Origin of the sequence: Pseudomonas sp. LjRoot277 (assembly GCF_964253845.1) — a bacterium.
Lineage (GTDB): Bacteria > Pseudomonadota > Gammaproteobacteria > Pseudomonadales > Pseudomonadaceae > Aquipseudomonas.
In genome coordinates this window covers 5,041,645-5,056,285 of record NZ_CAXURI020000001.1, presented here as the reverse complement: position 1 = coordinate 5,056,285, position 14,641 = coordinate 5,041,645, and the positions used below count along the sequence as shown (strand labels likewise).

The 14,641-nt window shown below is 60.2% G+C and carries 12 protein-coding genes; 6 read left to right on the top strand and 6 right to left on the bottom strand.

Going from position 1 to position 14,641, the window contains the following annotated elements; all coding sequences use genetic code 11:
• Positions 1-99: 99 nt before the first annotated feature.
• The gene (locus ACSQ87_RS23695) at positions 100-2,193 is read left to right on the top strand and encodes an LTA synthase family protein (RefSeq protein ID WP_223433111.1); all 2,094 of its coding nucleotides are present in this window, start codon (positions 100-102) and stop codon (positions 2,191-2,193) included.
• 62 nt (positions 2,194-2,255) lie between these two features.
• Here ACSQ87_RS23695 and ACSQ87_RS23690 read toward each other — a convergent pair whose 3' ends face one another.
• Positions 2,256-2,414 (bottom strand): DUF3309 family protein, encoded by a 159-nt coding sequence (locus ACSQ87_RS23690; RefSeq protein WP_174602692.1) that lies wholly within the window; start codon positions 2,412-2,414, stop codon positions 2,256-2,258.
• 279 nt (positions 2,415-2,693) lie between these two features.
• Between ACSQ87_RS23690 and ACSQ87_RS23685 the strand changes: the two genes are divergently transcribed.
• From ACSQ87_RS23685 to csrA, 3 genes are all read left to right on the top strand, one after another.
• Positions 2,694-3,509 carry an SDR family oxidoreductase gene (locus ACSQ87_RS23685; protein WP_046049115.1) on the top strand — a complete coding sequence of 272 codons (816 nt, stop codon included), beginning with the start codon at positions 2,694-2,696 and terminating at the stop codon, positions 3,507-3,509.
• A gap of 64 nt (positions 3,510-3,573) precedes the next feature.
• On the top strand, positions 3,574-3,906 hold the full coding sequence (locus ACSQ87_RS23680) for a YnfA family protein (RefSeq protein ID WP_223433109.1): 333 nt from the start codon (positions 3,574-3,576) through the stop codon (positions 3,904-3,906).
• A gap of 153 nt (positions 3,907-4,059) precedes the next feature.
• Positions 4,060-4,245: a carbon storage regulator CsrA gene (gene csrA / locus ACSQ87_RS23675; RefSeq protein WP_046049117.1), complete on the top strand. Its 186-nt coding sequence runs from the start codon at positions 4,060-4,062 to the stop codon at positions 4,243-4,245.
• Between the two features lie 5 nt (positions 4,246-4,250).
• Here the strand turns inward: csrA and ACSQ87_RS23670 are convergent, their stop codons facing one another.
• The 5 genes from ACSQ87_RS23670 to mnmC all read right to left on the bottom strand — a co-directional run bounded on the left by ACSQ87_RS23670 (position 4,251) and on the right by mnmC (position 11,522).
• Positions 4,251-4,478 (bottom strand): YheU family protein, encoded by a 228-nt coding sequence (locus ACSQ87_RS23670; protein WP_003199186.1) that lies wholly within the window; start codon positions 4,476-4,478, stop codon positions 4,251-4,253.
• Positions 4,479-4,638: 160 nt separating this feature from the next.
• Positions 4,639-5,829, bottom strand: coding sequence for an osmoprotectant NAGGN system M42 family peptidase (locus ACSQ87_RS23665; protein ID WP_223433108.1), 1,191 nt, complete (start codon positions 5,827-5,829; stop codon positions 4,639-4,641).
• 64 nt (positions 5,830-5,893) lie between these two features.
• Positions 5,894-7,639 carry an N-acetylglutaminylglutamine synthetase gene (ngg, locus tag ACSQ87_RS23660; RefSeq protein WP_223433107.1) on the bottom strand — a complete coding sequence of 582 codons (1,746 nt, stop codon included), beginning with the start codon at positions 7,637-7,639 and terminating at the stop codon, positions 5,894-5,896.
• A gap of 3 nt (positions 7,640-7,642) precedes the next feature.
• Positions 7,643-9,415: an N-acetylglutaminylglutamine amidotransferase gene (locus ACSQ87_RS23655; protein WP_436274504.1), complete on the bottom strand. Its 1,773-nt coding sequence runs from the start codon at positions 9,413-9,415 to the stop codon at positions 7,643-7,645.
• Positions 9,416-9,539: 124 nt separating this feature from the next.
• Positions 9,540-11,522 carry a bifunctional tRNA (5-methylaminomethyl-2-thiouridine)(34)-methyltransferase MnmD/FAD-dependent 5-carboxymethylaminomethyl-2-thiouridine(34) oxidoreductase MnmC gene (mnmC, locus tag ACSQ87_RS23650; RefSeq protein ID WP_223433105.1) on the bottom strand — a complete coding sequence of 661 codons (1,983 nt, stop codon included), beginning with the start codon at positions 11,520-11,522 and terminating at the stop codon, positions 9,540-9,542.
• Positions 11,523-11,794: 272 nt separating this feature from the next.
• Here mnmC and pap point away from each other — a divergent pair, with 272 nt between their 5' ends.
• Positions 11,795-13,318: a polyphosphate:AMP phosphotransferase gene (gene pap, locus ACSQ87_RS23645; protein WP_436274503.1), complete on the top strand. Its 1,524-nt coding sequence runs from the start codon at positions 11,795-11,797 to the stop codon at positions 13,316-13,318.
• A gap of 101 nt (positions 13,319-13,419) precedes the next feature.
• Positions 13,420-14,604 carry a thiolase family protein gene (locus ACSQ87_RS23640; RefSeq protein WP_223433103.1) on the top strand — a complete coding sequence of 395 codons (1,185 nt, stop codon included), beginning with the start codon at positions 13,420-13,422 and terminating at the stop codon, positions 14,602-14,604.
• Positions 14,605-14,641 lie beyond the last annotated feature (37 nt).

The window sequence follows — 14,641 nt, the reverse complement described above, 5'->3', positions numbered from 1 at the left end:
TTGCGCACCGCGCAAGCCCCGGGGCCGAGTACTGGCCAACAGAGGGCAAGGCGCCGCTGTATTTTTGAAACTTCAACTTCCAATGGGTCCTAAAACGACATGGCAAACCCGGACGCCCTGAGTCAGCAGCGAGCTTCTAGTCGCCTGCTGCAACCGACCGTCAAATCGCATCTGGCCTACACGCTGCTGTGTGCCCTGGTCATGATGGTCATGTTCAGCCTGCTGCGCGTTGCGCTGCTGGTTTACAACCGCGAGATGATCCTCGACACCCCGGCCTCGACCTTTCTCGAAGCGTTCGCCAACGGTCTGCGCTTCGACCTGCGCCTGGTGGTCTACCTCAGCATTCCATTGCTGCTGGCGCTGTTCAGCGCCCGGGCGATGGCCGCACGCGGGTTCTTCCGGTTCTGGCTGACCATTGCCTCGAGCATCGCCCTGTTCCTCGGCCTGATGGAGATGGACTTCTACCGCGAGTTCCACCAGCGTCTCAACGGCCTGGTCTTCCAATATGTAAAGGAAGACCCAAAAACCGTGATGAGCATGCTCTGGTACGGTTTTCCGGTGGTTCGCTACCTGCTGGCCTGGGCCGTGGGCACGTTGATCCTGACCCTGGCGTTCAAGGGCGCCGACCGCGCCACCCGGCCTCGTGGCCCCTTCAGCGGCGGCAGCATCGGCACGCGCAAGGTCGCCCCGTGGTACGCACGCATCGCGGTGTTTGTCGTCTGCCTGCTGGTCTGCGTGGTCGCTGCTCGTGGCACCCTGCGTCAGGGCCCGCCACTGCGTTGGGGTGACGTCTACACCACCGACTCGAACTTCGCCAACCAGTTGGGCCTCAACGGCACCTTGTCGCTGGTCGCAGCGGCCAAGAGCCGTATGTCCGAAGATCGCGACAACATCTGGAAGGCCACCCTGCCACAGCCTGAAGCGCAGAAAATCGTGCGTGACATGTTGGTGATGGCGGACGACAAACTGGTGGATGCCGACATCGCAGCCGTGCGTCGCGACTACACGCCGCCAGCCGACAAGACCCTGCCGATCAAGAACGTCGTCGTAATCCTGATGGAAAGCATGGCCGGTCACTCGGTGGGCGCCTTGGGTGCACCGGGCAACATCACGCCGTACCTCGACAAACTGTCGAAGGAAGGCCTGCTGTTCGACCGCTTCTTCTCCAACGGGACCCATACCCACCAGGGTATGTTCGCCACCATGGCGTGCTTTCCGAACCTGCCAGGTTTCGAATACCTGATGCAGACGCCGGAAGGCAGCCACAAGTTGTCCGGCCTGCCGCAATTGCTCAGCGCCCGTAACTATGGAGACGTGTACGTCTACAACGGCGACTTCGCCTGGGATAACCAGTCGGGTTTCTTCAGCAACCAGGGCATGACCAACTTCATTGGTCGTAACGACTTCGTGAACCCGGTGTTCTCCGATCCGACCTGGGGCGTGTCCGACCAGGACATGTTCGACCGTGGTCTGGTCGAGCTCAAGGCACGGGAAAACGGCAAGCCGTTCTATGCGTTGCTGCAAACCCTGTCCAACCACACGCCATACGCTTTGCCGACCCCGTTGCCGGTCGAACGCGTGACCGATCGCGGTAGCCTGAACGAGCATTTGACCGCCATGCGTTACGCGGACTGGGCGCTGGGCCAGTTCTTTGAAAAGGCCCGCAAGGAGCCGTATTTCAAGGAAACCCTGTTTGTGATCGTCGGCGACCACGGTTTTGGCAACGAGCGTCAGATCACCGAAATGGACCTGGGCCGCTTCAACGTGCCGATGCTGATGATCGCACCGGGCATCCAGGAAAAGTTCGGCGAGCTAGACCATACCGTGGGCACGCAGATCGACATCGTGCCGACCATCATGGGTCGTATTGGTGGCGAAGTGCGTCATCAGTGCTGGGGCCGCGATTTGCTCAATCTGCCTGAAGGCGACACTGGTTTCGGCGTGATCAAGCCGTCGGGTAGCGAGCAGACCACCGCCATCATCACGGCTGATCAGATTCTGGTGCTGCCGAAGGAAAAGGAAATGGCGCCGAAGATGTACCAGTACGAACTGGGCGCGACACCTCACGCCGAGATCGTTCCGGATGCACCGCGTACCGCTGAGCTGAAGCTCAAGCTCGAAGCGTTCCTGCAAACGGCGACCAAGAGCCTGATCGACAACACCGCAGGTGTGGTTGATGGCAAGCCGGACTAAGTGTTGATGCAATAAAAAAGAGGCCCTTGAAAAAGGGCCTCTTTTTTTTGCCTGTTAAACCTTTATATCTTGCCGAGCAACAGCAGGATCAACAGCACCACCAACACCACGCCGATGATACCCGACGGGCCATAACCCCAACTTCTGGAGTGCGGGAAGACCGGTAAACCACCTACCAGCAGGAGGATCAGAATAATGATTAGAATTGTGCCCATGTCTATTTCCTTGTTGGAAGTGTTCTGGAATTACCTGGCGTTTACTGGTCAGCCGGGCTGCTATAAAACCGGGCTGCTTACAAAATCCGACTGTGGCGAATGAAGGAAAATTCCAAGTTTTTTTAATGTTTTTCGAAGAAAGGCTTATTTCTTTTTTATTGCACAAGTTGATTCAGGCGCTGTCACGGTTTGCTCGGGCCATTCAGCAATCTGATGGAGCGTGGGTCGGGCATTGTCCTTCGCTACACTCGATGCATCTTCCCCGGAACAACAAGGCTGTTTGCTATGCAAAATCGCATGATGATCACTGGTGCGGGCTCGGGCTTAGGTCGCGAAATCGCGCTGCGCTGGGCGCGTGAAGGCTGGCAGCTGGCCTTGTCGGATGTCAGCGAACCCGGTCTGCAGGAAACCCTGAAACTGGTTCGCGAAGCCGGCGGCGACGGTTTTATCCAGCGTTGCGACGTGCGCGATTACAGTCAGCTGACCGCTTTCGCCCAAGCCTGCGACGAGAAACTCGGTGGCATCGATGTCATCGTCAACAACGCCGGCGTTGCCTCGGGCGGCTTCTTCAGTGAACTGTCCCTGGAAGACTGGGACTGGCAGATCGCGATCAACCTGATGGGCGTGGTCAAGGGCTGCAAGGCCTTCCTGCCGCTGCTGGAAAAAAGCAAAGGCAAGATCATCAACATCGCGTCGATGGCCGCCCTGATGCAAGGCCCGGCCATGAGCAACTACAACGTGGCCAAGGCTGGCGTGGTGGCGTTGTCCGAAAGCCTGCTGGTCGAACTGGCGCAGCAGGAGATCGGCGTGCATGTGGTGTGCCCGTCGTTCTTCCAGACCAACCTGCTGGACTCGTTCCGTGGTCCGACGCCGGCCATGAAAGCCCAGGTCGGCAAGTTGCTGGAAAGCTCGCCGATCACCGCGACCGACATTGCCGACTACATCTATCAGCACGTTGCCGCTGGCGAATTCATGATTCTGCCTCACGAACAGGGCCGTATGGCCTGGGCGCTCAAGCAGAAGAACCCGCAATTGCTCTACGACGAAATGACCGCCATGGCCGACAAAATGCGCGCCAAGGCCAAACAAACCGCAGGCTGAACTTGCCCGTACGCAACACCGTCGTTAGGGTGGCCGCCATCGGCCATCCTCGCGGGACGTTTGCATGCTCAATTATTTGTGGTTTTTCCTCGCTGCGCTGTTTGAAATCGCCGGCTGCTTTGCCTTCTGGATGTGGCTACGCCAGGGTAAAAGCGCCTGGTGGGTCGTGCCGGCGCTGCTCAGTCTGACCTTGTTCGCGCTGCTGCTGACCCGGATCGAAGCGACCTACGCTGGCCGTGCTTATGCCGCGTACGGTGGCATCTACATCATCGCGTCGATCGGCTGGCTGGCGGTGGTCGAGCGGATTCGTCCGCTGGGCTCGGACTGGATCGGCGTGGGGCTGTGTGTGATCGGGGCCAGCGTCATCCTTTTCGGCCCGCGTTTCTCCGCTTCCTGAAGGATCGGTCCTTCATTCAATGGGTTTGTCGGACGTTTCCATAGGATCTGTTCGGGGTGCGCTGTAGGGCGGGACTGATTTGCTGCTGTCGCATTGTAGGCCCGCTGAGTGCAGGGCATCTTCAGGGTTCGATAACCCTGAAGGACGAATGCCATGCTTGTACTCAGTCGCGTTGTGGGCGAGTTGATTTCCATCGGTGACAACATTTCCGTGCGTATTCTTGCCGTCAACGGAGGCAGTGTGCGCTTCGGTGTCGAAGCGCCGCAAAACGTCAATGTGCACCGGGCCGAGGTCTACGACCGCATCCAGCTCAAACTGGCGAAAAACAAAGGACGCTGAAGGCCTCAGTCGAACAGGTGCTTGGGCACATCGTGCTTGAGCATCAACTGGCATTGCTCGCTTTCCGGGTCGAAGACAATCAGCGCCTGGCCCTTGGTCAATGCCTGGCGAACACGCAGTACACGGGTTTCCAGCGGCGTGTCATCGCCGTTGTCCGTACCGTCACGGGTCACGAAATCCTCGATCAGGCGGGTGAGGGTGTCGACTTCAAGTTGGTCGTGGGGAATCAGCATAGGCACCTCGGCTAAACAATGGCGCGATGCTACGGCGGTTGAACGCACAGGACCAGTAGGAGCTACCGCAGGCTGCGATCTTTTGATCTTTGGCGTCAGTTGCATCGCTGAAAATCAAAAGATCGCAGCCTGCGGCAGCTCCTACGGTTTTGCGTTCGCTTTAGCTCTCCGAGCGCTGTCCCACCAGGCTATCCACCGACGGCACCCGCGTATCGCTTTCCATCTGCGTCTCATGTTCGATCTGATGACTGAACCGGTCCAGCGACCCCTTGGCCGGTTGTGCATCGCTGGCAAACACCGGCGGACTCAGAATGTAGGCGCCGAGCAGGCGACTGAGGGCGGCGAGGCTGTCGATGTGGGTGCGTTCGTAGCCGTGAGTGGCGTCGCAGCCGAAGGCGAGCAGGGCGGTACGAATGTCATGCCCGGCAGTGACCGCCGAATGGGCATCGCTGAAGTAATAGCGGAACAGGTCACGGCGCACCGGCAACTCGTTGTCACTGGCCAGGCGCAGCAGATGGCGCGACAGGTGATAGTCATAAGGTCCGCCGGAATCCTGCATTGCCACGCTCACCGCGTGCTCGCTGGAATGCTGACCCGGCGCGACCGGGGCAATGTCGATGCCGACGAATTCGCTGACGTCCCAAGGTAATGCCGCCGCCGCGCCACTGCCGGTTTCCTCGGTGATGGTGAACAGCGGATGACAGTCGATCATCAGCTCTTCGCCGCTGTCGACAATCGCTTTCAATGCCGCCAGCAATGCGGCAACGCCGGCCTTGTCATCGAGATGACGGGCGCTGATGTGGCCGCTTTCGGTGAACTCCGGCAGGGGGTCGAAGGCGACAAAATCACCGACGCTGACCCCCAGCGAGTCGCAATCGGCACGCGTAGCGCAATAAGCGTCCAGGCGCAATTCGATGTGATCCCAACTGATCGCCATTTCATCCACGGCAGTATTGAACGCATGCCCGGAAGCCATCAGCGGCAGCACGCTGCCACGGATCACACCGTTGTCGGTAAACAGGCTGACCCGACTGCCCTCGGCAAAACGGCTGGACCAGCAACCGACAGGCGCCAGGGTCAAACGGCCGTTGTCTTTGATTGCGCGAACCGCCGCGCCGATGGTGTCGAGGTGGGCGGAGACCGCACGGTCGGGGCTATTCTTCTTGCCCTTGAGGGTGGCGCGGATGGTGCCGCGGCGGGTCATCTCAAAGGGAATGCCCAGCTCTTCAAGCCGCTCGGCGACATAACGCACGATGGTGTCGGTGAACCCGGTCGGGCTGGGAATGGCGAGCATTTCCAGCAGGACTTTTTGCAGGTAGTTCAGATCCGGTTCTGGAATTTTGCTGGTCATGGAAACTCCTGATGAGTTGAGGCCATCGATGGTTTCGATGAAGGGAAAGAATCTGTGGTGCCTGTCAGGCCGCCGGCTGACTGTGCGGAAACAACAAATCCACAAACCGCTCGGCCGTCGGTTGCGGTTCATGGTTGGCCAACCCGGCGCGCTCATTGGCTTCGATAAACACGTACTCCGGTTGATCGGCAGCGGGCACCATCAGGTCGAGCCCGACCATCGGAATGTCCAGCGCCCGCGCCGCCCGCACCGCCGCATCCACCAAGGTCGGATGCAGGATCGCCGTCACATCCTCAAGAATCCCGCCGGTATGAAGATTCGCCGTACGCCGTACGAACAGATGCTCACCGGCCGGCAGAATGCTGCTGTAGTCATAACCCGCTGCGTGCAAGGTGCGCTCGGTCTCATGATCCATAGGGATTTTGCTTTCACCGCTGGTCGCCGCCTGACGACGCCGGCTCTGGGCTTCAATCAGCGCACCAATGGAATGCTGACCATCGCCCACCACTTCAGCCGGACGACGAATCGCCGCGGCGACCACCTCAAAACCGATCACCACAATTCGCAAATCGAGTCCTTCGTGGAAACTCTCCAGCAGCACGCGACTGTCGAACTGGCGAGCAGATTCGATGGCTTGCTGGACCTCTTCGATGGTCTGTAAATCCACCGCGACGCCTTGGCCCTGTTCGCCATCCAGCGGTTTGACCACCACCCGTTCGTGCTCATCAAGAAACGCCAGATTGTCATCGGCGTTGCCGGCCAGTTGCTGCGCTGGCAGGTTCAGGCCGGCGGCCTTGAGCACTTTGTGCGTCAGGCTTTTGTCCTGGCACAACGTCATGCTGATGGCGCTGGTCAGATCGCTGAGGGATTCACGGCAACGTACGCGGCGACTGCCATGGATCAAGGTGAACAGGCCGGCATCGGCGTCATCGACTTGCACTTCGATGCCGCGACGGTGAGCTTCCTCAACGATGATCCGTGCATAAGGATTGAATTCGGCTTCGGGACCTGGACCAAGAAACAGCGGCTGATTGATGCAGTTTTTGCGCTTGATCGCGAAGGTCGACAGGTTGCGAAACCCCAGCTTGGCGTAAAGACTTTTCGCCTGCCGGTTGTCGTGCAGCACGGACAGGTCCAGGTAACTCAGCCCACGGCTCATGAAGTGCTCGATCAAATGCCGCACCAGCACTTCACCGACACCCGGTCGCGAACATTGCGGATCGACCGCCAGGCACCACAGGCTGCTGCCATTTTCTGGATCGTTGAACGCCTTGTGGTGATTGAGGCCCATGACGCTGCCGATGATTGCGCCGCTGTCCTCATCTTCGGCCAGCCAGTACACCGGGCCGCCCTGATGGCGCGGAGTCAGCAGACTCGAGTCGATCGGCAGCATGCCGCGCAACTGATACAGCTGATTGATCGCCTGCCAGTCTGCATCGCTCTGGACCCTGCGGATGCGAAAGCCGCGAAACACCCGAGTGGACTGGCGGTAGTCGCTGAACCACAGGCGCAAGGTGTCGGACGGGTCGAGAAACAGTTGTGCCGGCTCCAGCCCCAGCACTTGCTGAGGCGCAGCCACGTACAAGGCGATGTCGCGCTCACCGGTATGCTCGTTGAGCAGCTCTTGGGCCAGGCTCGCCGCATCCGGGAAGGTGTGGCCGATCAGCAACCGGCCCCAACCGCAATGCACGGCGATCGGTGCGGTGCCGAGTTCACTGCCGTCTTCGGCCAGGCGTGCCTGCAAGCGTTCGTATGAGGGCGCCTGACCGCGCAACAAGCGTTGGCTGTAGGCCGTGGCGTGGGGTTTCATCGATCAGATTCCTTGTTCACTGAGCCACAGGTTCAGGGCCGCCAATTGCCACAGCTTGGAGCCGCGCAACGGGGTCAATTGACCTTGCGGGTCAGTCAGCAGACGGTCGAGCATCGCTGGCTTGAACAGGCCGCGATCCTGACTCGGATCAAGCAGCAGTTCGCGCACCCAGCTCAGCGTATCGCCCTGCAAATGCTTCAGGCCCGGCACCGGGAAGTAGCCTTTCTTGCGATCGATCACTTCACTCGGAATCACCAGCCGCGCAGCTTCTTTCAAGACTTGCTTGCCACCGTCCGGCAGTTTGAATTTGCCCGGCACACGGGCCGACAATTCCACCAGGCGATAGTCGAGAAACGGTGTGCGCGCTTCCAGGCCCCAGGCCATGGTCATGTTGTCGACGCGTTTGACCGGGTCGTCCACCAGCATGATCGTGCTGTCCAGACGCAAGGCTTTGTCCACCGCCGCATCGGCGCCGGGCTGTGCGAAATGTTCCTTCACGAAGTCGCCAGCGGCGTCATTAGCCGTCAGCCATTTCGGTTGCACGGTGGCGGCATAGTCGTCGTAGCTGCGGTCGAAAAACGCATCGCGATAGGCGGCGTACGGATCTTCGGCTCCGTCGACTTGTGGGTACCAGTGATAACCAGCGAACAACTCGTCGGCACCCTGGCCGCTCTGCACCACTTTGCAATGCTTGGCCACTTCGCGGGACAGCAGATAGAAGGCGATGCAGTCATGACTGACCATCGGCTCGCTCATGGCGCGGAACGCTGCGGGCAGTTGCTCGATGATCTCTTTTTCGTCGATGCGCAATTGGTGATGCTGGGTCCCGTAGTGCTTGGCGATCAGGTCCGAATACTGGAACTCGTCGCCGCGCTCGCCGCCGGCATCCTGGAAACCGATGGAGAAGGTCGACAGGTTTTCAACACCGACTTCACGCAACAGTCCGACCAGCAGACTCGAATCGACACCGCCCGAAAGCAGCACACCCACATCGACCGCCGCACGCTGACGGATTGCCACCGCATCACGGGTGCTGTCGAGCACACGGTCACGCCAGTCTTCGAGTGTCAGATTCATCTCGTCGGCGTGTGGGCCGTAGGGCAGGGTCCACCAGGTTTTCTGCTCGGTGGTGCCATCCGCTTCGATGCGCATCCAGGTCGCCGGTGGCAGTTTCTCGATGCCGGCCAGCAAGGTGCGCGGCGCCGGGACCACTGCGTGGAAATTCAGATAATGATTGAGCGCCACCGGATCGAGGATCGGGTTGATGTCGCCGCCCTTGAGCAACGCCGGCAGCGCCGAGGCAAAGCGCAGGCGCTGGCCGGTGCGCGACAGGTACAGCGGCTTCACGCCGAGACGGTCGCGGGCGATGAACAGGCGTTGGGCGTCACGCTCCCAAATGGCGAAGGCGAACATGCCGTTGAGCTTGGGCAGCAAGGCTTCGCCCCAGGCGTGATAGCCCTTGAGCAGCACTTCGGTGTCACCACCGGAATAGAAGGCATAACCGAGGCTTTCAAGCTCGGTGCGCAGTTCCGGGAAGTTGTAGATCGCGCCGTTAAAGGCGAGGGACAAGCCCAGTGGGTTGTCGATCATCGGCTGCGCCGAGCCGTCCGACAGGTCCATGATTTTCAGGCGACGATGGCCCAGGGCAATCGGCCCTTGGGCATGAAAGCCCCATGCGTCAGGGCCGCGAGGGGCCAAGTGATGGGTGATTCGTTCAATGGCTGCAAGGTCTGCAGGTTGATGATCAAAACGTAACTCGCCAGCTAATCCGCACATAAATTCCTTACCGGTTTTTCCGTTGGGGAGGGTCAATCGATACCGCGCCAAAAATGGCGGGTACTCAGAAACTGACCCGGCTGAATCCCCGGAGTTTTAGACCGATAAGTTATAAGGCGCGTCGTCAGACTTTTCCGCGGATCAACTGGCGCACGGCAAAACGGTTGGGATGGCAGGCTTCGGCGACCGTTCTGGGCAGGGGCAGCGGTTCGTTTTCGATCCATGCCGCGAGCAATTCACCCGACAGTGGCGCAGTGATCAGACCGCGAGAACCGTGGCCGCTGTTGACGTAAAAACCCTCAAGCCAGGGGCAGGGAATGTCCGGCACTTGCCGGGCGTCCTTGCTCAGTACGGTGTAGGCATCGGCGAAGGCCACTTGCTCGGCTAACGGGCCAACGATCGGCAGGTAGTCCGGGCTGGTGCAGCGGAATGCAGCGCGCCCTTCGAGCTGCTGCGGGTCCAGTTCCTGAGCATGCAGTCGCGTGGCCAGGTCGGGGGAGATTTCCTCGAGCAAGGCCAGGTTGCCGAGGTGTTCGGTGAGGGTCGGGGCCAGGTCATCGCTCTTGAAGTCGAAGCTGGCGCCGAGGGTGTGTTCGCCCAGTCGTGCCGGCGCCACATAGCCTTCGGCGCAGACGACGGTGGCCAGGCTCTGGCTTTCAGGAGTTTGCGCCAGTCGGGTGATCTGGCCACGAATGCGTTTGAGGGGCAGCTCGGCGCTGTGTGGGAAACGCTTGATCTCGGCGGCGCCGGCCAGGATCACCACGGGGGCACTGGCCAGCAAAGCATCACCGTCCCAGGCCTGCCATTGATCATCAACCTTGCGCAGTTCCAGTACATCGCGATGGGGCAGCCACTGGATGTTCGCCGAAGATGCCTGCCAATGGCACAACGCCGGCGGATGAACCCAGCCACCTTCCGGGAAGAATAATCCGCCGTGTTCCAGGGCAATCCCGGCCTGAGCCTGGGCTTGCGGTTGATCGAGCAAGTGCACCAGGTCAGGCGAAAAGGCCGCGGCCAATTGCGCCTGACGCTCGGCTTCCTTGGCGTTGAAGGCCAGTTGCAAGACCCCGCAATCGTCCCAGTCGACGCCCCGTTGCAGATGTTCGAGCAAGCGTCGGGTGTGACCGAAACCACTGACGATCAGCTGCGACAACGCGGTGCCATGGGCCGAAAGCTTGAGATACAAAACGCCCTGAGGATTGCCCGAGGCTTCCTGCGCCAGCGCGTCGTGACGCTCCAGCAGACTGACGTGCCAGCCCCGCGCCGCGAGACTGGCGGCGCTGGCGCAACCGGCCAGGCCGGCGCCGATCACCATCGCGCGACGCTCGCCGTTCAGTGGCGTCGGGCGCGCGAACCATGGTTTAGCCACGGCGGGCACCGGAACTTCCTCAGGCCAGCCGAGAAACACGCCCCGCAGGATCTCCCATTTGTGGCCAATGCCGGGCGTGCGCTTCATCTTGAAGCCCGCCGCGTTCAGCAGGCGACGCACCCAGCCGGTGCTGGTAAACGTACTGATGGTCGAGCCGGGGGCAGCCAGGCGTGCCAGTTCGGCGAACAGCTCGGCGGTCCACATGTCGGGGTTTTTCGCCGGGGCAAAACCGTCGAGAAACCAGGCGTCGATCTGCGCGTCCAGTTGTGGCAATTGTTCCAGCGCATCCCCGATCAGCAGGGTCAGGGTTACGCGGCCGTTGTCCAGCACCAGGCGCTGGAAGCCTGGGTGGATTGCGATGTATTGCGTCAGCAGTTGATCGGCAAACGGTTTGAGCTCCGGCCACAAGGCCAAGGCACGCTGCAGATCGGGCAGGCTCAGCGGGTACTTTTCGACACTGACAAAATGCAGCCGCGCTCCGGCCACCGCGTGCTGTTCGAACAGCTGCCAGGCGCAAAGGAAATTCAGCCCGGTGCCGAAACCGGTCTCGCCAATCACCAGTCGACCGCTGGCCGGCAACGCGGCAAAGCGTTCACGCAAAGCGTTCTGTTCGAGGAATACGTAGCGGGTTTCGTCCAGCCCCGACAGATCGGAAAAATACACATCATCGAACACCCGCGAACGCGGGAGCCCTTGGTCATCCCAGTCGAGCTGGGCGTGGGGCAATACAGGTTTCATGGCAGGCTCGGCAACGGCAAGGCGGCCATTCTAGCTGATCGCCTGTGGCGAGGGGGCTTGCCCCCGTTCGGCTGCGTAGCAGTCGTGAAATCAGCAAACTCGGTTTACCAGGCAGACTGAGTCGTTTGGCCTCAGGGCCGCTTCGCGACCCAACGGGGCGATGCGGCGTTCCGACAAGCCCCTCGCCACAAAAGCCCAAACCACAGAGAATTTTCTCTGCTGACTATCGGCCCAATCCGCTAGTCTTGCTCAATCCTGGAAGGAGCCGTCCCATGTTCGAATCCGCCGAAATCGGTCACGCCATCGACAAAGAAACCTACGACGCCGAAGAACCGGCCCTGCGTGAAGCCTTGCTCGAAGCGCAGTTCGAACTTCACCAGCAAAGCCGTTTTCCGGTGATCATTCTGATCAATGGCATCGAAGGCGCCGGCAAGGGCGAGACGGTCAAGTTGCTGAACGAATGGATGGACCCACGCCTGATCGAGGTCCGCACGTTCGATCAGCAGACCGACGAAGAGCTGGCGCGGCCACCGGCCTGGCGCTACTGGCGAATGCTCCCGGCCAAGGGCCGCATGGGGATTTTCTTCGGCAACTGGTACAGCCAGATGCTGCAAGGCCGGGTTCATGGGTTGTTCAAGGACCCGGTGCTGGATCAGGTAATCAACCAGTCCGAGCGCTTTGAAAAAATGCTCTGCGACGAAGGCGCATTGATCTTCAAGTTCTGGTTCCACCTCTCCAAGAAGCAAATGAAGGCGCGGCTCAAGGCCTTGGCGGATGACCCGCTGCACAGTTGGCGCATCAGTCCGCTGGACTGGCAACAATCGCAAACCTACGACAAGTTCGTGAAATACGGCGAACGCGTGTTGCGCCGTACCAGCCGCGACTATGCGCCTTGGCATGTGATCGAAGGGGTGGACCCTCATTACCGCAGTCTGGCGGTGGGAAAGATCCTGCTCGAAGGCCTGCAAAATGCCCTGAAGCGACCCAAGGTTCATCCCGACAAGGTCAACGCCGCGCCGTTGCCCATCCATGTCGATCAACTGAACCTGCTCGACAGCCTGGATTTGACCCAGAGTCTGGACAAGGACGATTACGAAGAACAATTGATCACCGAGCAGGCGCGATTCTCCGGCCTGATGCGCGACAAACGCATGCGTCGGCACGCCTTGGTGGCGGTGTTCGAAGGCAATGATGCGGCAGGCAAGGGCGGGGCGATCCGCCGGGTCGCGGCGGCCCTCGATCCACGCCAGTACAGCATCGTGCCGATTGCCGCACCCACCGAAGAGGAACGGGCGCAGCCTTATCTGTGGCGGTTCTGGCGGCACATCCCGGCCAAGGGCAAGTTCACGGTGTTCGATCGTTCTTGGTACGGGCGGGTGCTGGTGGAGCGCGTCGAAGGCTTCTGCCCACCGGCGGACTGGTTGCGGGCCTACAGTGAAATCAATGATTTTGAAGAGCTGATCGCCGAGGCCGGGGTGATCGTGGTCAAGTTCTGGCTGGCCATCGACAAGCAGACGCAACTGGAGCGTTTCCAGGCGCGGGAAGAAATCCCTTTCAAGCGTTTCAAGATCACCGAAGATGACTGGCGCAATCGTGACAAATGGGACGCCTATCGCGCGGCAGTCGGTGACATGGTTGATCGCACCAGCACCGAGATATCGCCCTGGACGCTGGTGGAAGCCAATGACAAGCGCTGGGCGCGGGTCAAAGTCCTGCGCACCATCAATCTGGCGCTGGAAGAGGCGTTCGAAAAGTCCGACAAGCACAACAGGAAATTGAAACAGCACAAGAAGTGAGCGATGGTTACGCATACGCGGGGTGAATGATTGTCGCGGTCGGTAATGCAGTGGACTTATGCTCGGTCCACTCTCAACCGACAACAACAATGAGGTATGCCATGCGTGAAGTGGTGATCGTCGACAGCGTGCGGACCGGCCTGGCCAAATCCTTTCGCGGCAAGTTCAACCTGACCCGTCCGGACGACATGGCGGCCCATTGCGTCAATGCGCTGCTGGCGCGCTCGGGCATCGACCCGGCCAGCGTCGAGGACTGCATCGTCGGTGCCGGTTCCAACGAAGGTGGCCAAGGCTTCAACATCGGTCGCAACATCGCGGTGCTGTCGCGCCTGGGCACCGGCACTGCCGGCATGACCCTCAACCGTTTTTGCTCGTCGGGCTTGCAGGCGATTGCCATCGCCGCCAACCAGATCGCCTCGGGTTGCAGCGACATCATCGTCGCCGGTGGCGTCGAGTCCATCAGCCTGACCATGAAAAGCATCAACACCGACAACCTGATCAACCCGCTGCTGAAAGAGCAGGTGCCCGGCATCTATTTCCCGATGGGCCAGACGGCCGAAATCGTCGCTCGTCGTTACGACGTCAGGCGCGAAGAACAGGATCTGTACGCGCTGCAAAGTCAGCAACGTACCGCTCAGGCTCAGGCCGATAGATTGTTTGACGATGAAATCGTACCAATGGCGGTGAAGTATCGGGTCGAAGACAAGGCTACCGGTGAGGTGCAGATCCTTGACGGCATCGTCGATCACGATGACTGCAATCGCCCGGGCACCACTCTGGAAAGCCTGGCGGGATTGAAACCGGTGTTTGCCGAAGACGGTTCGGTGACGGCGGGCAACTCTTCGCAGCTGTCCGATGGCGCGTCGATGACGCTGGTGATGAGTCTGGAAAAAGCACTGGAACTGGGGTTGAAGCCCAAGGCGTTCTTCCGTGGTTTCACCGTGGCCGGCTGCGAGCCTGATGAAATGGGCATCGGCCCGGTGTTCTCGGTGCCGAAATTACTCAAGGCCAAGGGTTTGCGGATTTCCGACATTGATCTGTGGGAACTCAACGAAGCGTTCGCCTCGCAATGTTTGTACAGCCGCATTCGGCTGGAGATCGATAACGACAAGTACAACGTCAATGGCGGCTCGATTTCCATCGGCCATCCGTTCGGCATGACCGGCTCGCGTCAGGTCGGGCATCTCGTGCGTGAATTGCAGCGCCGCAACGTGCGTTACGGCATCGTCACCATGTGTGTGGGTGGCGGGATGGGCGCGACCGGGCTGTTTGAAGCGGTGCGTTAAATCCGGAAGATTTGTATTGGCTGATTAACCGCCTTCG